Source organism: Micromonospora sp. CNZ322 (genome assembly GCF_007827755.1).
In genome coordinates this window covers 17,426-43,541 of the sequence record NZ_VITD01000022.1, presented here as the reverse complement: position 1 = coordinate 43,541, position 26,116 = coordinate 17,426, and the positions used below count along the sequence as shown (strand labels likewise).

The 26,116-nt window shown below is 71.5% G+C and carries 28 protein-coding genes, 2 tRNA genes and 1 other RNA gene; 13 read left to right on the top strand and 18 right to left on the bottom strand.

Annotated elements, in window-relative coordinates:
- Window positions 1-59: 59 nt before the first annotated feature.
- Window positions 60-2,999 carry a DNA polymerase III subunit gamma and tau gene (locus FB453_RS32230; RefSeq protein WP_145796328.1) on the bottom strand — a complete coding sequence of 980 codons (2,940 nt, stop codon included), beginning with the start codon at window positions 2,997-2,999 and terminating at the stop codon, window positions 60-62.
- 202 nt (window positions 3,000-3,201) lie between these two features.
- An RNA gene (gene ffs / locus FB453_RS32225) (signal recognition particle sRNA small type) lies at window positions 3,202-3,291 on the bottom strand.
- An 82-nt stretch (window positions 3,292-3,373) separates the two neighbouring features.
- Between ffs and FB453_RS32220 the strand changes: the two genes are divergently transcribed.
- Window positions 3,374-3,458 (top strand) — tRNA-Ser (locus FB453_RS32220).
- On the opposite strand, the gene FB453_RS32215 is transcribed toward FB453_RS32220, so the two are convergent.
- Complete coding sequence (locus tag FB453_RS32215; protein ID WP_145796326.1) at window positions 3,424-3,759, bottom strand: pentapeptide repeat-containing protein; 336 nt, start codon at window positions 3,757-3,759, stop codon at window positions 3,424-3,426. The two genes, FB453_RS32220 and FB453_RS32215, sit on opposite strands and share 35 nt — an antisense overlap.
- 71 nt (window positions 3,760-3,830) lie before the next feature.
- Window positions 3,831-4,073, bottom strand: a complete 243-nt coding sequence (locus tag FB453_RS32210; RefSeq protein WP_112604744.1) for a flavin reductase — start codon at window positions 4,071-4,073, stop codon at window positions 3,831-3,833.
- Window positions 4,074-4,270: 197 nt separating this feature from the next.
- Between FB453_RS32210 and FB453_RS32205 the strand changes: the two genes are divergently transcribed.
- Together FB453_RS32205 and FB453_RS32200 are read left to right on the top strand one after the other, a co-directional pair.
- Window positions 4,271-5,038, top strand: coding sequence for a helix-turn-helix domain-containing protein (locus FB453_RS32205; RefSeq protein WP_145796324.1), 768 nt, complete (start codon window positions 4,271-4,273; stop codon window positions 5,036-5,038).
- Window positions 5,029-5,220 carry a DUF397 domain-containing protein gene (locus tag FB453_RS32200; protein ID WP_145796322.1) on the top strand — a complete coding sequence of 64 codons (192 nt, stop codon included), beginning with the start codon at window positions 5,029-5,031 and terminating at the stop codon, window positions 5,218-5,220. Before FB453_RS32205 ends, FB453_RS32200 begins: the two co-directional genes overlap by 10 nt.
- Before the next feature lie 36 nt (window positions 5,221-5,256).
- Here the strand turns inward: FB453_RS32200 and FB453_RS35240 are convergent, their stop codons facing one another.
- Complete coding sequence (locus FB453_RS35240) at window positions 5,257-5,478, bottom strand: DUF1349 domain-containing protein (RefSeq protein WP_249037858.1); 222 nt, start codon at window positions 5,476-5,478, stop codon at window positions 5,257-5,259.
- A gap of 123 nt (window positions 5,479-5,601) precedes the next feature.
- Between FB453_RS35240 and FB453_RS32190 the strand changes: the two genes are divergently transcribed.
- The 3 genes from FB453_RS32190 to FB453_RS32180 all read left to right on the top strand — a co-directional run bounded on the left by FB453_RS32190 (window position 5,602) and on the right by FB453_RS32180 (window position 8,728).
- A complete protein-coding gene (locus FB453_RS32190) occupies window positions 5,602-6,156 on the top strand; it encodes a hypothetical protein (protein ID WP_145796318.1) in 555 nt (184 codons plus the stop codon).
- Between the two features lie 92 nt (window positions 6,157-6,248).
- The gene (locus FB453_RS32185) at window positions 6,249-6,743 is read left to right on the top strand and encodes a hypothetical protein (protein ID WP_486480563.1); all 495 of its coding nucleotides are present in this window, start codon (window positions 6,249-6,251) and stop codon (window positions 6,741-6,743) included.
- A 242-nt stretch (window positions 6,744-6,985) separates the two neighbouring features.
- The gene (locus tag FB453_RS32180; protein WP_145796314.1) at window positions 6,986-8,728 is read left to right on the top strand and encodes a hypothetical protein; all 1,743 of its coding nucleotides are present in this window, start codon (window positions 6,986-6,988) and stop codon (window positions 8,726-8,728) included.
- Here FB453_RS32180 and FB453_RS32175 read toward each other — a convergent pair.
- Window positions 8,725-9,360, bottom strand: a complete 636-nt coding sequence (locus FB453_RS32175; RefSeq protein ID WP_145796312.1) for a TetR/AcrR family transcriptional regulator — start codon at window positions 9,358-9,360, stop codon at window positions 8,725-8,727. The two genes, FB453_RS32180 and FB453_RS32175, sit on opposite strands and share 4 nt — an antisense overlap.
- 168 nt (window positions 9,361-9,528) lie before the next feature.
- On the opposite strand from FB453_RS32175, the gene FB453_RS32170 reads away from it, so the two are divergent.
- Window positions 9,529-10,278: an SDR family oxidoreductase gene (locus tag FB453_RS32170; RefSeq protein WP_145796309.1), complete on the top strand. Its 750-nt coding sequence runs from the start codon at window positions 9,529-9,531 to the stop codon at window positions 10,276-10,278.
- 56 nt (window positions 10,279-10,334) lie between these two features.
- Here the strand turns inward: FB453_RS32170 and FB453_RS32165 are convergent.
- Window positions 10,335-10,421, bottom strand: a tRNA-Ser gene (locus FB453_RS32165).
- Window positions 10,422-10,496: 75 nt separating this feature from the next.
- Here FB453_RS32165 and deoD point away from each other — a divergent pair.
- Window positions 10,497-11,204, top strand: coding sequence for a purine-nucleoside phosphorylase (deoD, locus tag FB453_RS32160; protein ID WP_074315244.1), 708 nt, complete (start codon window positions 10,497-10,499; stop codon window positions 11,202-11,204).
- A gap of 187 nt (window positions 11,205-11,391) precedes the next feature.
- Here the strand turns inward: deoD and FB453_RS32155 are convergent, their stop codons facing one another.
- Genes FB453_RS32155 through FB453_RS32140 form a run of 4 tightly spaced genes read right to left on the bottom strand, consistent with a single transcriptional unit; the run spans window position 11,392 to window position 14,883 of the window.
- The gene (locus FB453_RS32155; protein WP_145796307.1) at window positions 11,392-12,591 is read right to left on the bottom strand and encodes an ABC transporter permease; all 1,200 of its coding nucleotides are present in this window, start codon (window positions 12,589-12,591) and stop codon (window positions 11,392-11,394) included.
- Window positions 12,591-13,274 carry an ABC transporter ATP-binding protein gene (locus FB453_RS32150; protein ID WP_211326764.1) on the bottom strand — a complete coding sequence of 228 codons (684 nt, stop codon included), beginning with the start codon at window positions 13,272-13,274 and terminating at the stop codon, window positions 12,591-12,593. Before FB453_RS32150 ends, FB453_RS32155 begins: the two co-directional genes overlap by 1 nt.
- An 8-nt stretch (window positions 13,275-13,282) precedes the next feature.
- Window positions 13,283-14,374, bottom strand: a complete 1,092-nt coding sequence (locus FB453_RS32145; protein WP_145796305.1) for a peptidoglycan-binding protein — start codon at window positions 14,372-14,374, stop codon at window positions 13,283-13,285.
- Window positions 14,371-14,883 carry a hypothetical protein gene (locus FB453_RS32140; protein WP_486480562.1) on the bottom strand — a complete coding sequence of 171 codons (513 nt, stop codon included), beginning with the start codon at window positions 14,881-14,883 and terminating at the stop codon, window positions 14,371-14,373. The genes FB453_RS32145 and FB453_RS32140 overlap by 4 nt, the downstream gene beginning before the upstream one ends.
- A gap of 141 nt (window positions 14,884-15,024) precedes the next feature.
- Here FB453_RS32140 and FB453_RS32135 point away from each other — a divergent pair, with 141 nt between their 5' ends.
- Together FB453_RS32135 and FB453_RS32130 are read left to right on the top strand one after the other, a co-directional pair.
- Window positions 15,025-15,681, top strand: a complete 657-nt coding sequence (locus FB453_RS32135) for a response regulator transcription factor (protein WP_181518658.1) — start codon at window positions 15,025-15,027, stop codon at window positions 15,679-15,681.
- Window positions 15,678-16,832 (top strand): sensor histidine kinase, encoded by a 1,155-nt coding sequence (locus tag FB453_RS32130; protein ID WP_145796300.1) that lies wholly within the window; start codon window positions 15,678-15,680, stop codon window positions 16,830-16,832. Before FB453_RS32135 ends, FB453_RS32130 begins: the two co-directional genes overlap by 4 nt.
- A 14-nt stretch (window positions 16,833-16,846) precedes the next feature.
- On the opposite strand, the gene FB453_RS32125 is transcribed toward FB453_RS32130, so the two are convergent.
- The 4 genes from FB453_RS32125 to FB453_RS32115 form a co-directional block, all read right to left on the bottom strand.
- Window positions 16,847-17,293, bottom strand: coding sequence for a nucleoside deaminase (locus FB453_RS32125; RefSeq protein ID WP_091403639.1), 447 nt, complete (start codon window positions 17,291-17,293; stop codon window positions 16,847-16,849).
- A 145-nt stretch (window positions 17,294-17,438) separates the two neighbouring features.
- Entirely contained in the window at window positions 17,439-17,966 is a 528-nt protein-coding gene (locus tag FB453_RS32120; protein ID WP_112586846.1) for a tRNA adenosine deaminase-associated protein, read from the bottom strand.
- Between the two features lie 117 nt (window positions 17,967-18,083).
- Window positions 18,084-18,251 carry a hypothetical protein gene (locus tag FB453_RS34535; RefSeq protein ID WP_167362451.1) on the bottom strand — a complete coding sequence of 56 codons (168 nt, stop codon included), beginning with the start codon at window positions 18,249-18,251 and terminating at the stop codon, window positions 18,084-18,086.
- Between the two features lie 111 nt (window positions 18,252-18,362).
- A complete protein-coding gene (locus FB453_RS32115; RefSeq protein ID WP_181518659.1) occupies window positions 18,363-18,752 on the bottom strand; it encodes a hypothetical protein in 390 nt (129 codons plus the stop codon).
- Window positions 18,753-18,816: 64 nt separating this feature from the next.
- Between FB453_RS32115 and FB453_RS32110 the strand changes: the two genes are divergently transcribed.
- Together FB453_RS32110 and FB453_RS32105 are read left to right on the top strand one after the other, a co-directional pair.
- Window positions 18,817-19,578, top strand: coding sequence for a peptidoglycan DD-metalloendopeptidase family protein (locus FB453_RS32110; protein ID WP_145796298.1), 762 nt, complete (start codon window positions 18,817-18,819; stop codon window positions 19,576-19,578).
- A 1-nt stretch (window position 19,579) separates the two neighbouring features.
- Window positions 19,580-20,653: a PHP domain-containing protein gene (locus FB453_RS32105; RefSeq protein WP_112586852.1), complete on the top strand. Its 1,074-nt coding sequence runs from the start codon at window positions 19,580-19,582 to the stop codon at window positions 20,651-20,653.
- A gap of 116 nt (window positions 20,654-20,769) precedes the next feature.
- Here the strand turns inward: FB453_RS32105 and FB453_RS32100 are convergent, their stop codons facing one another.
- Window positions 20,770-21,750 (bottom strand): DMT family transporter, encoded by a 981-nt coding sequence (locus tag FB453_RS32100; protein ID WP_145796296.1) that lies wholly within the window; start codon window positions 21,748-21,750, stop codon window positions 20,770-20,772.
- Between the two features lie 130 nt (window positions 21,751-21,880).
- On the opposite strand from FB453_RS32100, the gene FB453_RS32095 reads away from it, so the two are divergent.
- The gene (locus FB453_RS32095; protein ID WP_145796295.1) at window positions 21,881-23,551 is read left to right on the top strand and encodes a DUF885 domain-containing protein; all 1,671 of its coding nucleotides are present in this window, start codon (window positions 21,881-21,883) and stop codon (window positions 23,549-23,551) included.
- Window positions 23,552-23,667: 116 nt separating this feature from the next.
- Here FB453_RS32095 and FB453_RS32090 read toward each other — a convergent pair whose 3' ends face one another.
- Both FB453_RS32090 and FB453_RS32085 read right to left on the bottom strand, forming a co-directional pair.
- Window positions 23,668-25,209, bottom strand: a complete 1,542-nt coding sequence (locus tag FB453_RS32090) for a DUF6114 domain-containing protein (protein ID WP_145796293.1) — start codon at window positions 25,207-25,209, stop codon at window positions 23,668-23,670.
- 92 nt (window positions 25,210-25,301) lie between these two features.
- The gene (locus FB453_RS32085) at window positions 25,302-25,925 is read right to left on the bottom strand and encodes a DUF6230 family protein (protein ID WP_112586860.1); all 624 of its coding nucleotides are present in this window, start codon (window positions 25,923-25,925) and stop codon (window positions 25,302-25,304) included.
- Between the last annotated feature and the right edge of the window lie 191 nt (window positions 25,926-26,116).

The window sequence follows — 26,116 nt, the reverse complement described above, 5'->3', positions numbered from 1 at the left end:
GGGGCATTCCACGCAAGACGACGACCGAAGCTGCAAGATCGCCGTGCCGAGCGGGGCCGCTAACGGGCGTCGACTTCGTTGATCTTCTCGGCGCCGAAGGTTTCCCGGAGCAGCCGTACCGCCTGCTCCTCGCTGGACTCCCGTGCGGTCTTCTCGTCGATGATCTCGTCCAACGGCTCGTCGCCCGGGTCGAACCCCTCAAAGGCCGGGGCCGCGGCCGGTGCCGCGCCGCCGGGTCGGCCGGCCCGCGCGGGGCCGTCGAAGTCCGGGTCGTAGGGCGGCTCGCCCGCCCATTCGGCGTCCGCGACCGGCCGGGCTGCCGCTCCGGTACGCGCACCGCGCCCCGCCGCCGCCGCGCGAGCCGCGGCGATGGCGCTGCTCACCGGCGCACCACCGGCTGTCGCCGGCTGCCGGGCCGCCGGTGTCGGGTTACCCCGCCCGCCCGGCTTACCGCCACCGGCCGCTGACCCGGCACCGCCTGCTCCGGTGCCGTTGGTGCCACCACCGTTGGTGCCGCTGCCGTTCGCGCCGCTCGACGCCGGTACGGAGTGGGAGTTCGACTCGTTTCCGGCCGACGCGCCGCCAGGTCGGGCGGCCTCCGGCCAGTCCTCGTCATCCGTAGCCTCGGCGGCGAGAGCGCCGCCGCCGGGGCGGGCCGCCGCCGGCCAGTCGCCGTCGTCGTCCGTCGCCGGGGCGGAGGTCGCTGCGCCCTGCCCACCAGCACCGTGACCAGCGGAACCCGCACCGACACCGCCACGTGAAGCCGAGCCGGCAGCGCCGGTCGGGTTCGCGTCGGTAGGCGAGGCGTTCGTCGGACCGGCGGCGGTCGGGGCGTTGGGTCCCACAATCCCCGGCCGGGCGGCGTTCGCACCTGGCGCTGCGTTCGGGCCTGACCCAGCATTCGAGCCGGGCGCGGCGCTGAAGCCAGGCGCGCCATTCGAGCCAGCCGCCGCGCTCGAACTTGGCGCAGCGTTCGAGCCAGGCGCTGCGTTCGAGCCGGGCGCGCGGTTCGTGCTTGGCCCGGCTGGCGGCGCGCTCGTTGGGCCGGGGGCAGTCGGGGTCGCGGCGTTCGTCGCGGCAGCGGGCGTGTCCGACGTGGCTGGCGGCGCGGCGGGGCGGGCCGGTGCGGTCTGCTGTGTGCGCGGTGAGCCGGACAACGACACGCCACCGCGCTCGCCGGCCACCTCGCAGCGGATCTGCCAGCGCCCGCCCAACTCCTCGTACAGCGCGTCGGTGAGCACCGCCGCGTGGTCGGCCATCATCTTGGCCAGCACTGTGGACTTCACCGTCAGCACCAGCATGTCGCCGTCGAGTTCGCGGACGACCGCGTCGCGCATCAGGGCGGCGATCCGCTTGTTGGTCCGGTTGACCTTGCCGACCACGTCGGGCCAGACGCGGCGGACCGCTACCGCGTCCAGCGCTGCGGCGGGTGCTCCGGGTCGGGGCGGCGCGGGCGTGGCCGGGTCGGGAAGCACCGCCGACGGTGGCACCACGCGACGCGGGGCCGGCCCGGCGGGCGAGACGGGTGCGGCCTGGTCAGCGGGGGCCGACCCGGTCGACGCGCCGGGGGAGGCCGGGATCGGCGAGTCGGCCGCCGAGGCGTACGTGGCCGGTGCACCGGAGGTCGGAGCGGGCGCCCGGGTGACCGAAGCAGCCGGGGCGGAAGCGCCCTGGGCCGGGGACGCCGCCTGGTCGACAGCCCACGGCGGTGCGGAGGTCGGGGCGTTCGCAGGTGCCGGGGTGGCGGCAGCCGGGACCGGGGTGGCTTGCTGTGGGCGTACCCCTGGGTGGTTGGTCGGCGCGGAACCGGCGGCGGCCGACGGCGCGTCGGTGCCGCCCACTGTGAGCCGGCGTTCCATCCGCTCCAGGCGCTGGAGCAGGCCGCCGGTGGAGTCGTCCGCGCCGGGCAGCAGCATCCGGGCGCAGATCAGCTCCAGCAGCAGGCGAGGCGCGGTGGTGCCGCGCATCTCGACCAGGCCGTTGTGCACGATGTCGGCGCAGCGGGACAGGGTGGCAGAGCCGAGCTGCGAAGCCTGGGCTGCCATCCGCTCGATCTGGTCGGCCGGGCCGTCGATGAGACCCTTTGCGGCGGCGTCCGGCACCTGCTGGATCACGATCAGGTCGCGGAGCCGCTCCAGCAGGTCGGAGGCGAACCGGCGCATGTCGTGCCCGGCCTCGGCGACCCGGTCGACGGTGGCGTACGCGGCCGCGCCGTCACCGGCGGCCAGCGCGTCGCACATCTCGTCGATCAGCGCCGAGTCGGTGACCCCGAGCAGCGCGACGGCCCGGGCGTAGCTGACCCCCTCCGCGCCGGCGCCGGCGATGAGCTGGTCGAGCACCGAGAGGCTGTCCCGCATGCTGCCGCCACCGGCGCGGACCACCAGCGGAAAGACCGCCGGCTCGACGGCGACGCCCTCGGCCTGGGTGAGCTGCTCCAGGTACGGGCGGACCACCTTCGGCGGAAACAGCCGGAACGGGTAGTGGTGGGTCCGCGACCGGATCGTGCCGAGGACCTTCTCCGGCTCGGTGGTGGCGAAGATGAACTTGACGTACTCCGGGGGCTCCTCGACCAACTTGAGCAGGGCGTTGAAGCCCTGGGTCGAGACCATGTGCGCCTCGTCGATGATGTAGATCTTGAAGCGGCTGCTGGCCGGCGCGAAGAAGGCGCGCTCGCGCAGCTCGCGGGCGTCGTCGACACCGCCGTGGCTGGCCGCGTCGATCTCGATCACGTCGATCGAGCCGGCGCCGTCGGCGGCCAGCGAGCGGCAGGAGTCACACTTGCCGCACGGCTCGGGAGTGGGGCCCTGCTCACAGTTGAGCGAGCGGGCCATGATCCGGGCGCTGGTGGTCTTGCCGCAGCCACGGGGGCCGGAGAAGAGGTAGGCGTGGTTGAGCCGTCCGCTGCGCAGCGCCTGCGACAGCGGCTCGGTCACGTGCTCCTGACCGATGACCTCAGCAAAGGTACGCGGCCGGTACTTGCGGTAGAGCGCCAGCGTCACTCGTCCCGCCTCCTCTCGACCGAGCCATTCTGCGCCGGTCGGGCGCGGGTGACCACCCACCACCCCGGGCGCCTGGGCCTTCGGGCTTGATCGACTCGGCTATCGGCCTTGATCGACTCGGCTTCCTGGAAACCGCGGTGTCCGCATGGCCGGGACACCGCGACATCACGGATGCCGAGTGGATCAACCGGCCCACAGACAAAAAGGCCTCCCGTGCACCCGGCAGAGCTCGCTTATCCTTGCTGCCTTCCGGCCCTGGGGAGGTTCACGAGATACCGCCGCACGGGAGGTGACGCCCAGCCTACCCGACCGCCCGTCGATCTTCAGGGGGTGGTGGGGTGGCCCGGCCGACAGGGGCCTGTATCCTGGCTCGCGGAGGATTCGCCTAGAGGCCTAGGGCGCACGCTTGGAAAGCGTGTTGGGTTTACACCCTCACGAGTTCGAATCTCGTATCCTCCGCTCGTCTGAGCAGCACGAACGACAGGGCCGGCCCTAACGGGGACCGGCCCTGAGTCGTCTGTGCGGTGGCGGCGTCGCCGAGGTTGGCCTCTTCGAATCGGACACCGGCCAGGTGGGAGTTGGCGAGATAAGCACCGGCCAGGTCGAGTCGGCTGAGGTCCGCCCCGCGGAAATCAAGAAGATCCCCGGAGAGGTACGCCGTGGCCGAAGCGTCGGTGAACCACTCCTGGAGCGCTTTCCGCGCGTCCGGGCTGTCCGGCCAGCGGGTCACGTCGCCGCTGGCCCGCTTGTATCTGCTCATTTGTCGAACACCACCTTGCCGTCCCACTCCGACCTCGGCCCCGATCCGGAACTTAGCGTGCGCTGGCGAGGTCAGGCGCGGGCGCGGGCCCAGGAGAGGAAGCGGTCGGTCAGCCGGGCCGGGTCGACGTCGGTGAGGTGTTCGCCGGCCTCTGTTTGCAGCGTCGCCAGGTAGACGGTCAACGCGAGCCGGTCGTGCCGGTATTCGCCGAGCAGCCGCAGCTTCGCCGCCGAGCAGGGCCAGGCGATGCCGCACGCGGCACAGCGCCAGGTGGGTCGGGTCGGCAGGTGGTTCCGGTAGCGGCGGCGGGGCATGGGCGGATCTCCTTCGCGGTGGACGGGGGCCGCCCCGCCTCCCCGTCGGGGCGACCCCGGACTGACGCCGACCGCCGGGCTCCTGCGCCTCCACCGGCCACGCCGTCTTCTGTGGACCACCCTCGGGAGAGTTACGGGACAGATACACCGCGTAGCGATATGGTTGTCAGATATTTAGGACATCCAATGGAGGGGCCGTGAACGACGCTCTTCGGGTGGCGCTCAGCGACACCGGGCACACCACCGAATCCCTCGCCGAGACCGTCGGCGTCGACCCGAAGACCGTGGGGCGCTGGTTGACCGAGGACCGCATCCCGCATCCACGGCACCGACTGGCGGCAGCGGAGGCGCTGCACAAGGACGTGTCGGACATCTGGCCGGACACTTCAAGACGTCGTGATCCCATTTGGTTTCGTCCGTGGCAGGAGATCGAGCGCGAGGCGGTGTCGCTTCGGTCGTACGAGTCGACAGTTCTGCCGGGGTTGCTCCAGACCGAGGCGTACGCCCGCGCGGTGCTGGGCGGCGCGGGTCTGATCCCTCGCGGTGAGATCGAGCGGCATCTCACGGTCCGGCTCGGCCGGCAGGGCATCCTCAAGCGGGACGACCCGCCGCAGTTCACGGCGGTCGTCGACGAGGCGGTCATCCGCCGTCCGGTGGGCGGCCGGTCGACGATGCGCGAGCAACTGCTGGCCGTGGCGTCGGCCTGCGTCGAGCCGCACATCCGGGTGCACGTCGTGCCCAGCACGGTCGGCGCCTATGCCGGCCTCAACGGACCTTTCGTGATCGCGCACAGCCACGACCACCGGGTCGCCGGCTACCTCGACAACCAACTTCAGGGACAAGTGGCTAGCGACCCCGAGGACATCGCCGCCATGATGGCGGCATGGGAGAACGTGCGCGGCGAGGCGTTGTCCCACTGGCAGTCGGTCGAACTCATCCAGGAAGTGGCGGAGTCATGGAGCTGAACGGCGCCCGGTGGCGCAAGAGCAGCCGCAGCAGCGGCAACGGCGGAAACTGCGTCGAGGTCGCCGACAATCTGCCCGGCGTCATCGGCGTACGGGATTCAAAGGACCCGACCGGCCCGGCGCTCGCCTTCGCGCCCACGGCCTGGCGCGCGTTCGTCACCCAGCTCACCCGACGCACCTGACCTGTACCCGGTCACACGCCCACCTCGGCAGGTAGGTCAGGAGCCGTCGCGGAGATCGCCCAGACGTTCCGCCCGGAACGTGATCTCGTCGAAGGTCACGCCGCACCCCTCACCGGTCGGGGACTGGCCAGCGAGGCCGATCCGGTCGCGAGACGTGTCCGGGTCGAGGAGGAAGACGCGGATCAGCTGCCAGGTCTCCCCGTCGACCGAGGCGTGGTACGCGTAGACCCCGTCGATCCGGGAGACCCGCAGCCACACCGTCGCCCCTGCTCGCCGATGCCCGTTCGTCGGGCGAGACCCCGGTACCGTGCCAGGCACCGACGGGCCGACATCCCGTCGTACACATGTTCTATCCACAGGCTGTGGACGACCGGAGGTTCCATGGGTTACCAGCTCAGCGCGGTGGTCGCGGACATCGAACTGCTCCGCGAGCAGACCGCAGAGCTGGATCACGCGGTCCTCGGCGAGCTGCGCCAGGATTTCGGGCTGCTGCCGGTCACGCCCCAGTTGGTGGTCGAGCTGACCGGGTCGCTGCCGGATTACGCGACGGACGACCGCAGCGCCGAGCACCCGTTCGGCCTGGTGTTGTCGACGGCGCTGGTCGAGGTGCTGACCCGCTGGTCACAGTCGGGGCCGGTGGCCTATCTGGAGGCGGAGTTCGGTGGTGGCGTCGGCTACCAGTCGGCAGCGGTGTGGCTGGGCGGGGTGCCGTCCTGGGGCCCACGCTTCGACGACGAGTTGGATGGGCCGCGCGAGCGGTGGCCGATCAACGGTGCCCTGACCCAGCTGGGTGTCGAGCCCGGCACGTGGGTCGACCCGTTCGCCGAACTGGGGTTGCACCTGGAGCGGAACACCGACGGTTGGCTGGCACACGGGCGGCGTCGACTCAGCGCCGACTACTGGGATGAGCTGGTCGAACAGTGGGAAAACCAGTAATCCGGCATTCGGCAGCAACCTGAACGCTCCCGTTCCGTTGGGGACTGGGGGATTCCATGAAATTGCGACAATTTGCGTTTATCGCCACGCTGTTGACGGCTGCCTCGATCGCGGGCAGCGGCGTACCGCCAACCGGGTCGATTCCGAACGGCCGGCCCGCCGGCAACGTGGAAATCATTGACCTGAACGGCCTGCGCAACATCGAGTTCGGTGCCACCGAGGACGAGCTGACCCGACGCGGCATCCTGCGTACCAGCCTGGACGCCTGCGGGCCGATGCTCGCCGGCCACGACACGGTCAGCCCGGTCTTCATGGAGGACAGGCTCGTGCTGCTCTGGGTCGGCGACCCGATGCGGACACCGGAGGGCATAGCGGCAGGCTCACCCGTCGATGAGGTCTGGGACCGCTACCCGGAGGTCAGCCGGTTGCGCGCTCCACAGGGGACGCGTCGCCTCGACGGGTTGCTCGCCCGCAGCGGCGACCGCGCGTACCTGTTCCTGCACGACGGGCGCACGGTCCGAAAAACCATCGCCGGGTACGCGGACTGGGCCCGCCGTCTCTTCGACGAGGGCGTCGGCCCCTGCTGAACAGCCGTTCAGCTGCTGCCCGACAAGCCGATAGTTGGGCATCGAGCTTCGTGAAATTATGCCTCCGCTCGCGCAGATCGCGCGACTTCGGCGGGGGAGCCAAGCGTGCGTACAACCGTGTTCGATCCGGTGTGGAGATACCTGGCGAGGTGGACGGCCGTGGCCGCCCTCAGCGCCGCCGGGGCGGGCCTGCTGGCCGGTCCTGCCACCGCCGCCCCGACCGGCGAGCCGCCCGCTGCTTCATGTTCAAGCAGCCCGCCGGCACGGTCCTGCACCTGGCCGACCCGGGCGGTGAGGAGGACATCCAGGGCGCCATCCTCAACGGGCAGTTCCAGCCGGTCTGCTCGGTGCGCTACCCCACGGACTGCATGCTCGAAGGGTCCGGGCCGTACCGGCTCTTCCTTCAGGAGACCTACGGCAACAAGGCCGCCTACGCCCTCAAGATGCCGCGGCTCTCACGGTCCGTCGGCTGTCCGGCCCTGCCCCTGACCGCATTCGGGGACCCGGGCGCGGCGATCGGGACCGGCACCGTGCCGCCGAACCAGGGCATCAGCTGTCAAGCGCTGCGGGTCACCACCCCCGGCCCGCTGGTCGTCCGCATGGAGCAGTACGCGAACCAGTACCTCAACTGGCAGGTGTACGACGAGGCCGGACGAGTGGTGTGCACGGAGTGGGACTCCTCGCGGTCCTGCGCCGCACCGACGGCCGGCAACTACACGTTCGTGGCGCAGAACTGGAACTGGGAACCGGTCACCTATCAGGTGGCGGTGGCCCGGCTCGACCAGCTCGAAGGTTGTGCCGCCCCCACCGGGCTCGGGTGGGACCAGCCGACCCTGACGGTGCACCAGACCTCGGCGGTGCAGACCAACTGCCAGCCGTTCCACGGCGAGGCCGGTGAGCGCGTCATGGTCTACCGAACCCCGGACCGGTACAACGACGTCTCCTCCTGGCTCGTCGACGAGCAGGGCGGCGTGGTGTGCACCGAAACCACGGAGGGGGAGGACGGTTGCGTCCTTCCGTCGACCGGGACCTTCCGGGTCATCTCCTACCTCTCCCGCTGGGAGTCGGAGGACACCGACCTGACCTACCGGATGCAGGTGCGCAGCCTCTCGGACGCGACCGGCTGCCCGACGGTCACGCCCGGTGCGTACAACGCCGCCCCGGCCGGCCCGCTCGGCGCCGTCCGGTGCCGCGTCCTGGACCTCCCCGCCGCGGGCACCTACCGGGTCAAGGCGGTCGGGGAAGACAACTACCGGCAGTACGCGAACGTCTACGACAGCACCGGCCACCGGGTGTGCACGGACGAGTCGTGTCAGGTCCCCACCGCCGGCAGGTACACGCTCGTGCTCGGTGGCGGTGCTCCAGACTCGGTGATCGACGAGGGCCTGCGGTACCACCTCGCGGTGCTGCCGTGGTTGCCGTCCGACTGCCGGCCGGCGTCCGACACCGGCTGGCAGGACGCACCGGTACGAGGGCAGCTCGCCAACCCCGCGCAGTACGACTGCCTTCAGCTGAGCAGCCCTTCCGGCGCCCTCATCACCGAACTGCTCTCGGGTGACGCCACCGGAGCCGGCTCGCCCGACGTGACGGTGATCGACTCCACCGGGGCGTTCATGTGTGACTCCTCCTGGGCGCTGCGCCAGTACCACTGCGAGCTGACCGGCCAGGCGCCGTTCCTCGCCGTGCTCAACTCGCGCAACGGCGCCTCGGACGGGCCGTACTCGCTCGCGTTCGCACGTACCGACGGCCCGCCCGCCTGCCCGACGCTGCCGGCGGGTGAGACGGGTGCCACGGTGACGACGGGTGCGGACCGGTTCGGGGTCTGTTTCTCGATCCCGGCCGACGCTCGCGCCGCCACGGAGTCGTTCACGTGGAAGCGGACCGACGGCACCGGTGACGGGCGGCGAGCCGGCCCTCCACTCGGAGAGCCGGCTCGCCGAACACCACAGCGTCAGCGGCCGAGCGACCGCCAGAAGTCGTACTAGTGGACCGTCGCGAAATCGCTCGTTCCCGGCCGCGCCCCGGACGCGGCGACGAAACCGGCGAGCGCGATCTCCGCGGTCTGTCTCAGGTCTTCCCGGCTGACTCCGGCGGCGGCATGCACCGCCTGCCCCTCGGTGACGATCATGACGAAGCGGGCGAGCGCTACCGGATCGGCGTGCGCGGGTAGGTCGCCTTCGGCGACGGCGCGGGCGAGCCGGTCGGCGAGGGCACCTTCACCGCCCAGGCGGCTGGTGGCGAGGAACCCGGCGACGGACGCGTTCTCGGTGGAGCAGCTGGTGCCGCCCTGGATCGACAGGCAACCGGCCGGTCGGTCGGTCCGGGTCACGGCGACCACGTTCTCGCGCAGCAGGGTGGCGACCACCTCGTACGCGGTCGGTTGGGCGAAGGCGTCCCGCGCGTACCCCATGTCCTTTTCGGCGTAGCGGGCCACGGCCTTGCGGAACAGCTCCTCCTTACTGCCGAAGGCGGCGTAGAGGCTGGGCTTGTTGATCCCCATTGCCTCGCTGAGGTCGCTCACCGAGGCGCCTTCGTACCCCTGACGCCAGAACACCTCCACAGCGCGCTCGAGCGCCTCGTCGGCGTCGAAGCCCCGTGGCCGACCTCGCTGCGGCACAGCTCATCACCCCTTCTCCGCCCATCCTACCGACAGCGAAACCGATCGGTACAGAAATTTGCGGACCCGGTCGACGGTTGCTACGGTCTGATATGTACTGCTCGGTACAGAACATGCTGGAGGCCCAGCCGGCCGCACACCGCCACACCCCAACAGAGGAGATCCATCGTGGGACAGCTCGACGGCAAGACCGCCCTCGTCACCGGGGGCACCACTGGCATCGGCCTGGCCGCCGCCCGCCGCTTCGCCGCCGAAGGCGCGTACGTCTTCGTCACCGGTCGCCGCAAGGGCCCGGTGGACGAGGCCGTCGCCAGCATCGGCGCGAGCGTCACCGGCATCGCCAGCGATGTCAGCAAGCTCGACGACCTGGACCGGGTGATGCGGGCGATCGAGGAGCGGGGCGCCGGCCTGGACGTGGTGTTCGCCAACGCCGGCGGTGGCGAGTTCCGGTCGCTCGACTCGATCACGGTCGAGCACGTGGCCACCACCTTCGACACCAACATCTACGGCACCATCTTCACAGTGCAGAAGGCCCTGCCCCTGCTCAACGAGGGCGCGTCGATCGTGCTGACCGGCTCGACCGCCGCCAGCAACGGCACCCCGGCGTTCAGCGTCTACGCCGCGTCCAAGGCGGCCATCCGCTCGTTCGGCCGCACCTGGGCCGCCGAGCTGATCGGCCGGAAGATCCGGGTCAACACCCTGATCCCCGGCTCGACCGAGACCCCCGGGCTCGCGGGCCTCGCGCCCAGCCCCGCGGAGGCTCCCGGGTTGCTGAAGGCCATCGCCTCGGGCGTGCCCATGCAGCGCATGGCACACCCGGACGAGATCGCCAACGCCGCGCTCTTCCTCGCCTCCGACCAGAGCAGCTTCATGACCGGCGGCGAGTTGTTCGTCGACGGTGGGGAGCAGCAGCTCTGACGCGAAAACGCCCGGTCGATCCTCGCGGATCGACCGGGCGTTTCTGCATCTCAGAGCGGTGGCGGAGGGATTTGAACCCTCGGAGGGCGTTAACCCTCACACGCTTTCGAGGCGTGCTCCTTAGGCCGCTCGGACACGCCACCGCCGACGAGGGTACAGGACCGCCGGTTCCGACGCCGAACCGGTATCGCCCGGGCCGGCCTGGCAGGATCTTTGCCATGAGTACGCACATCGGCGCGAAGCCGGGCGAGATCGCCGAGCGGGTCCTGATGCCGGGTGACCCCCTGCGGGCCAAGTGGATCGCGGAGACCTACCTCGAGGGCGCCACCTGCTACTCGACGGTTCGGGGCATGCTGGGCTTCACCGGCCGCTGGAACGGCGTCGAGGTTTCCGTCCAGGGCTCCGGCATGGGCATGCCGTCGGCCTCCATCTACGCCCACGAACTGATCAACGAGTACGGCGTGAAGACGCTGATCCGGGTCGGCTCCTGTGGTGCCCTCAGCACCGACCTGCAACTGCGGGACGTGGTGGCCGCGATCGGGTCGTCCACCGACTCGAACATGAACCGGATGCGCTTCGACGGGCTGATCGACTACGCCCCGGTGGCCGACTTCGGGCTGCTGCGTACGTCGGTCGAGGTGGCCGAGCGGCGCGGCATCACCATGCACGTGGGGCCGATCCTGGCGGCGGACGCCTTCTACACCGACCGGCCGGACCTTTACGACACCCTCGCCGACTACGGCGTGCTGGCTGTGGAGATGGAGTCGGCGGCGCTCTACACGATCGCTGCCCGGTTCAAGGCCCGTGCGCTGACCGTGTTGACAGTCAGCGACCACATCAAGACCGGTGAGAAGACCACCTCGGAGGAGCGCGAGCAGACCTTCAGCCAGATGGTCGAGATCGCCCTCGACACGATCATCGCCTGATCCATTCCGGCGGGGGCGCTGGCACTGCCGAGAGCGGTATGACTCAGAGGTATAAATATGCCTCAGAGTCATACCGCTCTTCCACATATGCCGGGCCCAGACCGCCACGCCGGCCCGACCGCGCCACGCCGGCCCGACCGCGCCACGCCGGGCCAGACCGCCATGCCAGCCCGACCCGCCACCCCAGTCAGACGGCGGCCAGCGCCTCGGTCGGCGCCAGGCGGGCGGCGCGCACCGCCGGATAGAGGCCGGCGAAGCCGCCGATGACCAGTGTCGCGCCCACCCCGCCGAGCATCGCCCAGGCCGGCACCACTGTCGGCCAGTCCTGCGACAGCGCGTAGCCCGAGGTGACCAGGATGCCCAGCACCACCCCACCGATCCCGCCAAGCGCGGAGAGCAGCAGCGATTCGGTGAGGAACTGGGCCCGTACCTGACCGCGGGTGGCGCCGAGTGACCGGCGCAGGCCGATCTCGGCTCGGCGTTCCAGCACCGAGATCACCATGGTGTTCGCCACGCCGACCCCACCGACCAGCAGGGCGACCGCGCCCAGGCCCAGCAACAGGCCGGTGAACGCGTCGTCGGTCGCCTCGGCGGCGGCCAGCGCGTCCGAGGGCCGGGACACCTCGACCTCGTTCGGCGCCTCCGGATTGGTGGTCGCGCCCAGCACCGACCGGACCGCCTCGACCTGCGACTCCTGCGCCCGGGTGTAGACGGTGGTCGGGTGACCGTCGAAGCCCAGGTATTCGGCCGCCGCCGCCCAGCCGACCAACGCCGACGTGTCCAACTCCGGGGCGAGCGGTGCGGCGGCGAGGGTGCCGACCACTGTGAACGGCCGCCCACCCAGCCACACCTGCACCTGCGGGTCCGCCGAGGTGATCCCGAGCCGCTGCGCGGCGGTGGCGCCGAGCACGACCGCCGGGTAGCGGGCGGTCGCCTCGTTGAGCCAGCTGCCGGTCGTCACCTCGGCTCCCACGGTGCCGAGCAGGTCCAGCCGGGCCGCGCGGGTGGCGATGCCACCGGTCTCCGCCGCCGGGATCCGGTCCGAGCGGTACACCTTGGCGTCGGGCACCTGCCCGGTCGCGGACACCTCGGTCACCGGACCGATCCGCCCGATCATCGCGATCGACTCCTCGGGCAGTTGGGCGTCCGCGCCGAACAGGGTGGTGCCCGGCTCGACGGTGAGCAGGTTGGTGCCGAGCGCGTCGAGCGCCCGGTCCAGCTCGGCCCGGGACGACGAGGAGATGCCGACCACCGCGATCATCGCTGCGATGCCGATCGCGATGCCCAACGCGGAGAGGAACGCCCGCAGGGGACGGGTCCGCAGCCCCACCCCACCGACGCGCACGACGTCCGCCGGCCGCAGTCGGGCCGGGGTCAGCGTCGCCATCAGCCGACCCCACCCGACGCGAGGGCCGAGTCGTGCCGCACCGCGCCGTCGCGCATCCGCACCTGCCGGGGCAGGCTTCCCGCGATCTCCCGGTCATGGGTGATCACCACGACGGTGGTGCCGGCCCGGTGCAGATCGTGCAGCAACTCCAACACGCCGGCACCGGAGTGGGAGTCGAGGTTGCCGGTCGGCTCGTCGGCGAGCAGCACCGCCGGCTCGCCGACCACCGCGCGGGCCACGGCCACCCGCTGCCGTTCCCCGCCGGACAGCTCGTGCGGCCGGTGCCCCAACCGGTGGCCCAGGCCGACCCGGACCAACGCGGCCTCCGCCCGTTCGCGCCGCCGCCGCAGCGGTACGCCGGAGTAGAGCAACCCGTCGGCCACGTTGTCCACGACCGGGACGCCAGGAGCGAGGTGGAACTGCTGGAAGACGAAGCCGATCCGGGTGGCCCGCAGCGCGGACAGCTCCCGGTCGGTCAGCTTCGCCGCGTCGTACCCGTCGATGAGGACGCTGCCCGACGACGGCCGGTCCAGGGTGCCGATCAGGTGCAGCATGGTCGACTTGCCCGATCCGGACGGGCCGACGATCGCGACCAACTCGCCGTGACCGATCCGCAGCGACACGTCGTCCAACGCGACGACGCCGCCGGCGTACCGCTTGCTGACCCGGTCGAGCACGATCACCTCGCCGCTCACGTCGGCACCACCACCGACGTGCCCTCGGTGAGGCCCGTACCGGTGACCTCCACCCGGCCGTCGGCGAACAACCCGGTGGTCACCGCGAGGACCCGGCTCGCGTCGCCCTCGGCGACCTGGACGCCGTAGCCGCCCTCGGCCAGCGCCAACAGCGCCGCCACCGGCACGGTGAGCACGTCGCGGCGCTCCGAGACGGTGAACGTCACGTCCGCGCTGGCCTGGTCGAAGCCGGTGAGGGCCTTCGGGTCGGTCACCGCGACGGTCACCTCGATCTTCGTCTCGGCGTCGCCGGCCTGCCCGTTGGCGCCGGTCGCGCCGGCCTGGACGACCGTTTCGACAGTGCTGATCGTGCCCGCCACCGTCCCGCCGTCCGGCAGCCGCACGGTGACCTTCGCGTCGCGCCTGGCCAACCGCTGGTCGTCCACGTCCAACTCGACGGTGACGACCGGGCTGGTGCCGGTGTACGTCAGCACCGCCTGGCCGGGCTGGGTGAGATCGCCGACGTCGACCTGGTGGCTCTCCACCCGGACCTCCCGGTCGGCGTACACGACCCGCCCCGGCTCGACCCGACCGGTCTCGCTCAGGCCCAGATCGTCCTGCCAGTCCCGGACGGCGTCCGCGGTGGCGCCGGTGTACTCGTCGTCGACAGTGAAGCCGGTGTAGCCCAGCGTTTCGAGGTTCCGCTCGAACTGCGCGACGTCGGGCCCCTCCACCCCGGGGGCGAGGGTCCGGTACGCGGGCAACCCGCCGTAGAGCAGCACCACCTCCTCGTTGTCGACCAGGTAGAGCGTCTTGCCCCGCCGCACCGTCGACCCGGTGGCAGCCAGCCCGGTGACGGTGCCGTTGAGCTTCGCCGTGGCGGTACGCGTCGCGCCGTACCCCAGCTCACCGTCCGCGGTCTCCGAGTCGGCGAGGGTCTGCCGGGTGACCGTGGCGGTTGCGGGTGGAGCGCTGCCGGCCTGGGCGTGGCCTCCGTCGGCGCCGCCGCCGAAGCCCACCGCGGCGACCACGCCCACGGCGGCGACCAGCAGGACGACGCCGCCGGTGACGGCGGCGCGCAGCCGCGAGCGTCGGATGGGGCCGGTCACCGGCCACCTCCGAACTGCGGCGCGTGCTGCCGGCACTTCTCCAGCGCGGCCTTCATGGCCGGGTCGCCGATGTTGATCGCGTTGCCCCCCGCCCCGATGCGGACCCGCCCGTCGGCGTCCGGGTCCGGGAAGTCCGGCACCCCGTTCTCCCGCATGCACTTGGCCAGCGTCCGCATCTGCTCGGCCTGCTCGGGGTTGAGCTGCGGTCCCTGCCCGCCGTTGGGCAGCTTGTCCTGGCACTTCTCCATGGCCGCCTGGACCTTCTGCTGATCCACGTCCGCACCGAACCGGAAGCCGGGACGCCCGCCCGCCTCCGGGTCGGGCATGTCCACCCCGTTCTCCCGCATGCAACGGGCGAAGGCGAGTTGCCGGTCCGAGTCACTGACCGGCGTGCCGCTCGCCGTGGCCTCGGCCTTCGCCCCGCCGGCGGTAGCGACCCCGCCGCCGTCGTCGCCTCCCGCGCCGCACCCGGACAGCGCCAGGGCGAGCAGGACGGGGATCGCAAGCATCTGTCGTCGCATGGTGTCCGCTTCCGCTCAGGTCCGGCGCGGTTCGCCGAACGTGGCACCCAGTGCACGGCAGCGGGCGTATCCCCGGCGTTACCGTCGGCGGTTATGCCGGCGTTACCGCACCCCGAGCACCATTGAGGGGTGAGAGTGCTGGTGGTCGAGGACGAGAACGTGCTGGCGGACGCCATCGCCGAGTGGCTGCGTCGGGAGTCGTTCGCTGTCGACGTGGCGTACGACGGGGACGCCGCGTTGGAACGGCTCGGCGTCAACGAGTACGCCGTGGTGGTCCTGGACCGGGATCTGCCGGTGGTGCACGGCGACGACGTGTGCCGGGCGATCGTGGACGCGGGCGGGGAGACCCGGGTGCTGATGCTTACCGCGTCGGCGGCGGTCCGGGAACGGGTGGCGGGGTTGGCGCTCGGTGCCGACGACTACCTGACCAAGCCGTTCGCCCTGGTCGAGCTGTCGGCCCGGGTGCACGCGCTGACCCGCCGATCCCGCCCGGCGGCGCCGCCGACGCTGCGTCGCGCCGGCATCCAGCTCGACCCGGCCCGACACGAGGTACGCCGTGACGACCGGCACGTGGCGCTGTCCCGCAAGGAGTTCGCGGTGCTGGCCGAGCTGCTGCGCGCCGACGGCGCGGTGGTCTCCGCCGAGGACCTGCTGGAACGCGCCTGGGACGAGCACATCGACCCGTTCACCAACGTGGTCCGGGTGACAGTCATGAAGCTGCGCCGCAAACTCGGCGACCCACCGGTGATCGAGACGGTCCCCGGGGCGGGGTACCAGATCCGATGAAACGCCTGACGATCCGCGCCCGGCTCACCCTCATCTACGGCGGGCTCTTCCTGTTGGCCGGCGTGGTCCTGCTCGCCGTCACGTACGTGCTGGTGGATCAGCGGATGCCGCAGCCGTTCGGGGTGAGCCTGCGAGACCTGCCGAAGACAGCCCCCACGACGCCCAGCGGGCAGAACGTCGACAACCTGCGCGCCCTGTTGCAGGAGGTGCAGGACGAGGCGAAGCGCAACGCGTTGGAGTCGCTGCTCACCCAGGGCGGTATCGCGTTGATCGTGGTGTCGACGGTGGCGATCGCGTTCGGCTGGCTGCTCGCCGGTCGGGCGTTGCAGCCCCTGCTCCAGATCACCGGCACGGCCCGCCGGATCGCCGGCGCGGACACCGCCGGCCGTGGTCTGCACGAGCGGATCGCGCTCACCGGCCCTCCCGACGAGGTACGCGAACTCGCCGACACCTTCGACGAGATGCTGGAACGGCTGGATCGCTCCTTCGACGGGCAGCGCCGGTTCGTGGCGAACGCCTCGCACGAGCTGCGTACGCCGCTGGCGCTCAACCGCGCCCTGGTGGAGCTGGCGATCACCCGCCCGGACGCGTCGGCGGAGACCCGGCGGCTGGGCGAGTCGCTGTTGGCGGTCAACGAACGCCACGAGCGGTTGATCGACGGTCTGCTGACCCTGGCCGACTCGGAGAACGAGCTGACCGAGCGTACGCCGGTCGACCTGGCCGAGGTCTGCGCGCACACGACCGATCAGGCCGGGAAGCAGGCACCCGACGTGCGGGTTCGGCGGGCCCTGGCCCCGGCGCCCACCACCGGCGACCCGGTGCTGTTGGAGCGGCTCACGTTCAACCTGGTGGAGAACGCGCTGCGCCACAACCTGCCCGCCGACGGTTGGGTGGAGGTACGCACCGGGCTGGTCGACGGTCGGCCCACTCTCACGGTGACCAACACCGGCCCGGTCATCCCCGGCTACGACGTCGAGACGATGTTCCAGCCCTTCCGCCGGCTGTCGCGGGAGCGGGTCGTCGGCGCGCGGGGCTTCGGGCTGGGGCTGTCCATCGTCCGCGCGGTGGCCCGGGCCCACGGCGGCACCGCCGAGGCGCAGCCCCGGCCGGACGGCGGTCTGATCGTCACGGTCACAGTGCCGCCGGCCTGACCGGCGACGCGGCTTCAGCGGAAGAACGCGCGCAGGACGGTGGCGGTCTCGGCCTCCAGCACCCCGCCGTAGACCTCGGGGCGGTGGTTGAGCCGACGGTCCCGCAGCACGTCCCAGAGCGATCCGGCCGCGCCGGTCTTGGGCTCCCACGCGCCGAACACGACTGTGGAGACCCGGGCCAGCACCAGCGCCCCGGCGCACATGGTGCACGGTTCGAGGGTGACCACCAGGGTGCAGCCGTCCAGCCGCCACCGGCCGGTGCGCTCGGCACCCCGGCGCAGGGCCAGCACCTCGGCGTGGGCGGTGGGGTCTCCGGTCAGCTCGCGCTCGTTGCGTCCGGTGGCCAACTCGGTGCCGTCGGGCCCGTAGAGCACCGCCCCCACCGGCACGTCGTCGACGTCGGTACTGACCGTGTCGTCGACGGGTGGACCGGCGACGGCGATCTCCAGGGCGCGACGCATCCACAGCTCGTGCCGCTGTCGTCGGCCGACCTCGCCCGGGTCCGCCAAACCCTCGTGGGCGCCGGGCCCGGCGCGGCCCACCACGCCGGGGGTCGGCTGGCCCGGTCGGATCGACTCCAGCGACGGATCGGTGGCGTCGGCCGGCTCAGACCTCACGCAGCTCCTCGACCTCGTCGGCGCAGCCGAGCACCTGGCAGATCTCGGCGGTGACGTCCGCCGGCATCATCCCCTCGTGGGTACAGAGGGTCAGCAGCTTCTGCGCGGAGATGCCCAGGTTGGCCAGCAGATCGGCGTCACCGACCGGGTCGGCCTCCGGGTCGACGACGGGCTGCTCGCTCTCCTCGTCACCGGTGCTCACCGGGCGTGGCTCGTCGTCACCGTCGAGCCCGGTGACCGAGGTCTTCAGGTCACCGACCAGCAGCGCCCCGAGCTGCGACTCCTCGGCGTACGCGGAGTCCGAACCGAACACCCGCAGGTCCTCGCCCTCGTCAAGGCGCAGGATCACCAGGTACGCGTCGTCGCCCTCGACGAAGAGCAGCGACACGTCGGCCTCCTGGTCGACGTCACGCAGCCGGTCGGCAACCTCGTCGATGTCGGTGGCGCCACGCAGACTGACCTCGGCCGCGGTCCAGCCACTGTCGTCGCGCACCACGGCCGCAGCGAAGTACGACACGGTCCCCCCAATAGCCCTCGACACAGCGTCGACTCGTTACGCGTGCACGTTAGCCGGTCGGATCGGCAGGTGACCCGTCAACGCCCCGAAGGGCGGGTCATTCCTGACAAAGTCGGATCAGCCGACGACTCGACGGCGGGTGGCGATGAGCTGGCGCAGACGCTCGGTGCGCTGCCGCTGCGGTCGGCTGCGCTGGCGGACCGCCCGGGCGCCCGCCAACTCGGCCAGCAACTGCAGTCGACGGCGATTGCGATCGGGATCCTGCCGGGGAGTGGTCCAGGCCATAGTCCCGAGCGTGCCGAGTCTCGGCGGCCACGTCAAGACGGCGTTCGCTACGCAGCCAACCGGGCACACGGTGCAGTCACCGAGCGCCGTTTCGGGGCCCGTCCGTGCCGGTCACCACAGCGGCCAGTCACCACTGGTGGCCCAGCGGACCGCCACCACGGCGGCCGCGATGCTCCAACCACCCGCCGTGACGATGGCGACCCCGGTGGCCACCCCTCGGTCGCCGTAGCGGACCAGCACCAGGGCGGTGACCCAGGCCAGCAGGCCGGCGAACACCGTCCACCACGCGTAGCTGGTCACGTCGGTGCCGAGCAGGCCGAACAGCAGCAGCCAACCGGCCGCCGCGCCACCACCGGAGGCGACACCACCACCGGTGACCGGGTGCGGCTCGCGGTAGGTGGGCCGCGTCGGTGGCCCGGAGGGGAAGAGACCCGACGGGGTACGCGGCACCGGGCGGACGGCACCGAAATCCGGGCCAGGATCGGGTCGCGCAATGGTCACCGTCGCTGCCCTCTCTCACGCGTGCCGCTCGTGCCCACGGTACCGGCTCTGCCAGGATGACCGGATGTCCTCGCCGACGATCAGGCGCCGCGCTCGTCCGGCGTACCCGATCCTGCTGCTGCTCGCCCCGGTGCTGGCCGCCGGCTGTGCGACCACCCGGCCGGGGGTGCCCGAGGGCGCCGCGCCGACGCCACCTTCGGTCTGGGCGACCGCGGACCAGCCGGCGTCGCAGCCGCCCACGCCGGCGGCGACCGACCCGAGCTCCCCGGCGCCGTCGTCGGCCAGGCCGTCGGCGACGGCACCCCGCACCGGGCTGAAGCACGTCTTTCCGGTACGCGCCGACAACGTCGACTACCACCCGACGCACGGGGCGTACCCAGGGACGGATCTCTTCGCCGACTGCGGCGAGCCGTTCGTGGCGGTGACCGACGGGACGGTGCTGGAGGTGAGCCGCGTGGACCGGTACCGCAAGCGTGGGCCACAGGGCCCGGACAACGGCGGTCTGTCGGTCGCTCTGCTCGGCGACGACGGGGTGCGCTACTACGGCTCGCACCTGAGCGTCGTGACCAGCGGAGTCGACGTCGGGGTGCGGGTCCGCGCCGGGCAGCAGCTCGGCAAGGTGGGCCGCACCGGCAACGCGAACAACGTGTGTCACGTGCACTTCGGCATCTCGCCGGCGTGCGTGGGCAAGGACGGCTGGTGGATCCGGCGCGGGGTGATCTGGCCGGCGCGTTACCTGGACTCCTGGCGGCGCGGCGGCAACCGGGAGCCGGCCGCCGAGGTCACCGCGTGGCAACGCAAGCACGGCTGCCCGAAAGCGCCCTGACATGGCCCGCGCGAGAGATCCCATCGCCGACCTGCGCCGGATCGCGTTCCTGCTGGAACGGGCGAACGAGGCCACCTACCGGGTACGCGCGTTCCGGTCGGCGGCGAAGGCGCTGGCCGGCCTGCCTGCGGCCGAGCTGACCGAACGGGCCGGCAACGGCACGCTCACCGAACTGGCCGGTGTCGGTGACGTCACGGCCCGCTGCGTGGCGGAGTCCCTCGCCGGTGAGGAACCGGTCTACCTCCGCCGGCTGGTGGCGACCGAGGGCAGCGACCTGGACGCCGAGGCCACGGCGCTCCGCGCCGCCCTGCGCGGCGACTGTCACACCCACTCGGACTGGTCCGACGGCGGCTCACCCATTGAGGAGATGGCGCTGGCAGCTGTGGAGTTGGGCCACGAGTACCTGGTGCTGACCGACCACTCGCCCCGGCTGACGGTGGCCCGGGGGCTGACCGCGGAGCGGCTACGCCGGCAACTCGACCACGTGGCGCAGGTCAACGCGGCGCTGCCCGAGGGTTTCCGGATCCTCACCGGGATCGAGGTGGACATCCTCGCCGACGGCTCCCTGGACCAGGACGACGACCTGCTGGCGCGGCTCGACGTGGTGGTCGGGTCGGTGCACAGCGGCCTGAAGGACGAGCGGTCGAAGATGACCCGGCGCATGCTGAAGGCGGTCGCCAACCCGCACCTGGACATCCTCGGTCACGTCACCGGCCGAATGGTGTCGTCCCGCCCGGCCGGGGTGACCGGTCCGGGCGATCGGGGGCACCGCGCGCGTACCCGGGCGGAGAGCGACTTCGACGCGGACGCCGTCTTCGCCGCCTGCGCCGAGCACGACACCGCCGTCGAGATCAACTCTCGGCCGGAGCGGCAGGACCCGCCGAAGCGCCTGATCCGCCGCGCCCTGGAGGCTGGCTGCCGGTTCGCCATCAACACCGACGCGCACGCGCCCGGCCAACTCGACTGGCAACGATTCGGCTGTGAACGCGCCGCCCTCTGCGGCGTCCCCGCCGACCGCGTGATCAACACCTGGTCGGCAGAGCAACTGGTGACCTGGACGCACAACCGCACCTGACCAGCCCTCCGGCGCTGATCCACTCACGTTCCTTGAAATCGGGCTGTCCCGGTCCGCCGGACACCCCGACTTCAAGAAGACCGAGTCGATCACGCGCCGGATCGAGCGGTGGTCTGTCAGCGGCGGGCGGGTTCGGCGGCGGGTGTGGCGGGAGCACCGACGCCGACGACCGGGCTGCTCCGGCGGCGACTGAACATCCCCTGCGAGACCGCGACCCCGAGCAGCACGATCAGCGCGCCGACCGGTTGGTGCCAGTTGAGTCGTTCGTCGAGCGCCAGAGCACCGATCAGCACCGCGAAGATCGGAATCAGGTACGTGACGGTGGACGCGGTGCTCGCGCCGGCCACCCGGATGTTGCGCATGTTGATCACGAAAGCGAGCCCGGTGCCGAGCGCGCCGAGGGTCAGCACACTTGCCACCACCCCCGCCGACAGCTCGGTGGGCAGCGGCGGCAGGCCGGCGACGAAGGGGGTGACGATGGCCAGCTGCGCGGCGGCGAGCAGCAGTTGCGCGGTGGAGAGCGACAGACCCGAGTACGCGCTGCCGGCGACGAACCGCTTCTGGTACGGGATGGACACGCCGTAGCAGGCCGCCGCACCGAAGCACATGAGCTGCCCGGTGAAGTGTGCCCCGCCGATGCCCTCCCAGACCCCGAGCACCACCAGCACCCCGACGAAGCCCAGCCCGAGCCCGACCGCGCGGCGCACTGTGAGCCGCTCGGTGCGGAAGACCAGCACCGCCAGCGGCAGCACGATCAACGGCGTGGTGGCGTTCCAGATGCCGGCCAGCATCGACTCGACCCGCTGCTCGCCGTAGCCGAAGAGGGTGAACGGCACCGCCACGCCGAAGGCGGCGACGACGGTCAGGTGTGCCCAGACCCGGGGCTCGCGGGGCAGCCGGTCGCGCAGCACGGCGAGGACCACCAGCAGGGTCAGACCGCCGGCGACGACCCGGTAGAGGGTGAGTTGGACCGGGTGCAGCTCGGCCACCCCGACCTTGATGAAGAGAAAGCTGGAACCCCAGATCGCGGCGAGGGCGACAAAGCCGGGCAGCCAGGCGCGGACCGGCGCTTTGTCAGGAGTGGTATCGGTGGTCACCCCTGACACTCTGCCGCAACCGTACGACAAAGTCGCGCGCCTTTCGGCCGTCACGCCGTACCTGAACCCGCAGCTCCAACACGACAAACGTCGGCGACACAGGGGTGGGGTGGTCACGTAGGGTCGCAGCGTGGGACGAATTGATGAACTCGCCAACCGTTACGTGGCCGAGTGGGCGCCGTTGAGCCCCACCGGCGCGACCTTCGTCGGCATCGCCGGCCATGACGACCAGCTCGACGACCTCTCGCCCGACGGCTACGGGGCGCGCGCGGACCTCACCCGCCGGACCCTCGCCGAGCTGGAGGTGACCGAGCCGGAGACCGAATCGGAACGGACCGCCAAGGAGGCCATGCAGGAACGGCTCGGCCTGGACCTCGCCCGGTACGACGCCGGCGAGGTGACCAGCGAGGTCAGCGTGATCACCAGCGGGCTGCACGAGATCCGCATGGTGTTCGACCTGATGCCCACCACGACCAGCGACGACCAGGCCAACATCGCCGCCCGCCTCAACGGCTTCGGTGCCGCACTGGAGGGCTACAAGACCACGCTGCGTGAGGCGCTCGCCGCCGGTGCGGTCAGCTCGAAGGTGCAGCTGGTCGAGGTGGCGAAGCAGTGCGACATCTGGGTCGACCCGACCGGTGACAACTTCTTCCACGGGCTGGTCGAGCGGCTCGGGGCGGAGGGCACGCTCGGCTCGGAGCTGCGTCGGGGTGCGGCGGCGGCGACCGCGGCGACCGCGGAGTTCGGCCAGTTCCTGCGTACCGAGCTGGCCCCGCACGGGCGGGACAAGCAGGCCGCCGGCCGGGAGCGCTACGAGCTCGCCTCGCAGTACTTCCTCGGCGCCAAGGTCGACCTGGACGAGACGTACGCGTGGGGCTTCGCGGAGCTGGCCCGCCTGGAGGCGGAGATGCGGGTCGTGGCGGGGCGCATCGCCGGCTCCGGTGCCAGCGTCGACGAGGCCGTGGCCACCCTGGACGCCGACCCGGCCCGGACCATCCAGGGCAAGGAGGCATTCCGGGACTGGATGCAGGCGCTGGCCGACAAGGCGATCACCGAGCTGCACGGCACCCACTTCGACATCCCGGAGCAGGTCCGCCGCATCGAGTGCTGCCTCGCACCGACCAGTGACGGCGCCATCTACTACACCGGCCCGAGTGAGGACTTCTCCCGGCCGGGTCGGATGTGGTGGGCGGTGCCGCAGGGCATCAGCGACTTCTCCACCTGGCGCGAGGTGACCACGGTCTTCCACGAGGGCGTGCCGGGTCACCACCTCCAGGTGGGGCAGACCGCCGTCCGGGCCGACCTGCTCAACCGTTGGCAGCGGCTGCTCTGCTGGGTCTCCGGCCACGGTGAGGGCTGGGCGCTCTACTCGGAGCGGCTGATGGACGAGCTGGGCTACCTGGAGGATCCGGGCGACAAGCTGGGCATGCTCGACGGCCAGGCGATGCGCGCGGCACGGGTGATTGTGGACATCGGCATGCACCTGGAGCTGGAGATTCCGAAGGACAATCCGTTCGGTTTCCACCCGGGCGAGCGGTGGACGCCCGAGCTGGGCTGGGAGTTCATGCGGGCGCACTGCCGGGTTCCGGACGAGAACCTGCGCTTCGAGCTGAACCGCTACCTGGGTTGGCCGGGGCAGGCGCCGTCGTACAAGGTGGGTGAGCGGATCTGGCTCCAGGCCCGCGAGGACGCCAAGGCCCGCAAGGGCGCCGATTTCGACCTGCGGGAGTTCCACCGGCAGGCGTTGGACCTGGGTGCGCTGGGTCTCGACCCGCTGCGCCGGGCGCTGGCCCGGCTCTGACCGGGCGGTGGCTGCGGGCGCCGACGGTACGACGAGTCCGTCGCCGCGCGCAGCCACGCCCCGAGCCGAAGCTGCTCGCGCGACCGGACGCCCGAGGCCGCTCTGCGGCTGTGCGCTCAGCCGAGGGTGAGTGCCAACGCCGGGCGGGCGGTCAGCGTGTCGCTGGTGACGAACGCCAGGTCGATGGTCGGGTCGGTGAACGTGATCGGGATGGGCGAGGTGATCGGAAGGCCGTCCGGTAGCGGCAAATCCGGAGTCAGCGTGATCTTGATGCCGAGCAGTCGGCCGACGAACCGGGTCGCGTAGAAGGCCACGTCTCCCCGCACGGTCAACTGGTTGGTCGCGTACCGCTGGTTGCGCCCTTCGGGGCCGTCGGCCCGCAGCAGAAAGTCGGTGGTCACCGCCTCCCGCATGCTGAACTTCAGCACCTTGAGGTCGCCCTTCACGGTGTGCAGGTCCGTGACCCCGTCGAACCGCAGCCCGGTCATCCGCACCGACGACCCGGTGACCTTCGACGGCGTCTGGGCCACCGTCGGCAGGGACGGATCGGCGGCGATCCGCGGCAGGAGCTTGCCCGGCTGCACCGTTCCCGGCCGGTCGGGTGCCGGTTTTCCGGGCTTGCCCGGGGTCGGCTTGCCCGGGGGCTGCGCCGGGCAGTCGGCGGGGCCGGGGCGGGGCGTCGCCGTGCTGGTCGGCCGGGCTGCCGGCGTCGCGGTGGGGCTCACCGAGGGCGCGGGGTCCTCGCGGCCTCCAAGGCCGAGCAGATCACCGATCCCGTCCAGGATGTCGGTGATCACGTTGCCACCCTGTCCCGGGCTCGGGGCGGGCGTCGGCGTGGCCGCGCTGCGGCTGGGCGACGGGGTGACGGCCCGGGGCGGAGTGGGGCAGCCGGTCGAGGCCGGTCGGCTCGGCGCGGCCTGCACCGCTCGGGGCTGGCTGGCCAACCCGACGGCCGCCAGGCCGAGGACCACGAGAGCGATGGCGAAGGCTCGCGGATCAGCGGAACGTCCCGGCCACTCGGGCGGCGCACCCTCGTCGGACGCTCCAACCCCCGGATGATCGACCCGCGCGACACCGCCCTGGGCAGCACCGCCCTGGTCGACACCGCCCTGGCTGGCGCCAGCGTGTCCGACACCGTCCTGCTCGGCGCCGCCACTGTCAGATCCGTCGGCGCCGACATCAGCCAGGCCAACGCCGGCCAGGCCGGCACCGCCCGGGTCGTCGCCGTTCTGCTCGATCTCGGCCGGTGGCGGGGTGGGTGGTGCGGGGCGGATCGGGGTCCAGGCGAAGGCGAGCGCGCTGCCGACGATGCCGAGCAGCAGACCGGCGAAGAAGCCGCCCAGGTTGAGCCCGATCAGCGAGTACACAGCGGTGACCGCCGCGACGACCGAGTAGAACAGCCGCTGTGCCGGGGTGAACCAGAGCAGCAGGCCACAGGTCACCAGGATGATCGGGATCAGCAGCGAGAGCAGGCCGGTAGCACCACTGTGGAAGCTGAGGCCGTTGAGGGTCATCCGAGTGGAGGCGAACATCTCCAGCCCGGCCAGGGCGATGAGCAGTCCGCCCCAGAACGGCCGGCTGCGCTGCCAGCGGCGGAAGAGCCGCCACGCCTGAGCCGGACCACCGGGCCGGGCGTGGGACGGGTTCGCGGTTGTCACGTACTCCTCCTGGCCGAGCGGGGACGGGACCGAGCGGGGATGGGGTCGTGAGCCCGGCCCGCGGTGCTGACCACCGCGGGCCTGGGCTCAGCTCAGAAGCACTCCTTGCCCTTGGCGTCGTCACCCACGTTGACCTTGAGTCGGAGGCCGACCAGGTTGAACGTGGCCGCCGTGGTGTAGCGGGACACCTGTTGCAGGTTGGTGATGGTGACGTGGTCGGAGTTCTGGCCGAACGAGCCGGCCTGCGCCGTCGGGTTCAGGTCGGTGGCGTCCCGACCGATCCTGATGTTGGTGAAGGTCGCGTTGCCGTTCAACGAGTCCATCGCGATCAGCAGGTCCTTGGCGCGGGCGGGTTCCTTGCCCTCGCCGGCGTTGATGGTGAGCACCACCGGCAGGCCCGGCAGGTCGGCGCGGACGGACTGGCAGAGGCTGTACAACTCGGCGCTGCTGATCTCGGAAAGCGCGATCGGGTGGACCTGACCGGACTTCCCGTCCTTGCCCTTCTCGCGGACGATGCCGCCGTACTGCTTGAAGCCGTCGCCCTCCAGGCGGTCGGCGCCGATTTTGAACGTCTGCCCGGAGACCGTGATGTCGGACGCGATCGCGCCGGTCGACATTCCGAAGAGGATGGCGCCGGCAGCCGCCGTGGCGGGCACCATCATGGCGGCGAAACGCCACCATCGGGTACGACCCTGACTCTCTAACCGATCCTGCACGGGTTCCTCCTCGGGTCGATGCGCGCGAGTGGCCGGTCCCGAGCGGGTGTCCCACACTGGGAGCCCGCAGCCTGTTACCGGCTGGTAACCATCGGGCTTGATGGTGCACCCGTTGCGGCGCAGGTCACAACCCCCTGATTACCGGGCGGTAACAGTCGGGCAACCAAGCGAAGGTGTGGCATCACAGACAG

Excerpts from the sequence above, each read along its gene's own strand:
- FB453_RS32110 (WP_145796298.1), top strand. The coding sequence starts at position 18,817 with ATGTCCTCGCCGACGATCAGGCGCCGCGCTCGTCCGGCGTACCCGATC.
- FB453_RS32155 (WP_145796307.1), bottom strand. The coding sequence starts at position 12,591 with ATGGCGACGCTGACCCCGGCCCGACTGCGGCCGGCGGACGTCGTGCGC.
- FB453_RS32140 (WP_486480562.1), bottom strand. The coding sequence starts at position 14,883 with ATGCTTGCGATCCCCGTCCTGCTCGCCCTGGCGCTGTCCGGGTGCGGC.
- FB453_RS32180 (WP_145796314.1), top strand. The coding sequence starts at position 6,986 with ATGTTCAAGCAGCCCGCCGGCACGGTCCTGCACCTGGCCGACCCGGGC.
- deoD (WP_074315244.1), top strand. The coding sequence starts at position 10,497 with ATGAGTACGCACATCGGCGCGAAGCCGGGCGAGATCGCCGAGCGGGTC.
- FB453_RS32125 (WP_091403639.1), bottom strand. The coding sequence starts at position 17,293 with ATGCGTCGCGCCCTGGAGATCGCCGTCGCCGGTCCACCCGTCGACGAC.
- FB453_RS32105 (WP_112586852.1), top strand. The coding sequence starts at position 19,580 with ATGGCCCGCGCGAGAGATCCCATCGCCGACCTGCGCCGGATCGCGTTC.
- FB453_RS32215 (WP_145796326.1), bottom strand. The coding sequence starts at position 3,759 with ATGAGCAGATACAAGCGGGCCAGCGGCGACGTGACCCGCTGGCCGGAC.
- FB453_RS34535 (WP_167362451.1), bottom strand. The coding sequence starts at position 18,251 with ATGGCCTGGACCACTCCCCGGCAGGATCCCGATCGCAATCGCCGTCGA.
- FB453_RS32210 (WP_112604744.1), bottom strand. The coding sequence starts at position 4,073 with ATGCCCCGCCGCCGCTACCGGAACCACCTGCCGACCCGACCCACCTGG.
- FB453_RS32190 (WP_145796318.1), top strand. The coding sequence starts at position 5,602 with ATGGGTTACCAGCTCAGCGCGGTGGTCGCGGACATCGAACTGCTCCGC.
- FB453_RS32130 (WP_145796300.1), top strand. The coding sequence starts at position 15,678 with ATGAAACGCCTGACGATCCGCGCCCGGCTCACCCTCATCTACGGCGGG.
- FB453_RS32200 (WP_145796322.1), top strand. The coding sequence starts at position 5,029 with ATGGAGCTGAACGGCGCCCGGTGGCGCAAGAGCAGCCGCAGCAGCGGC.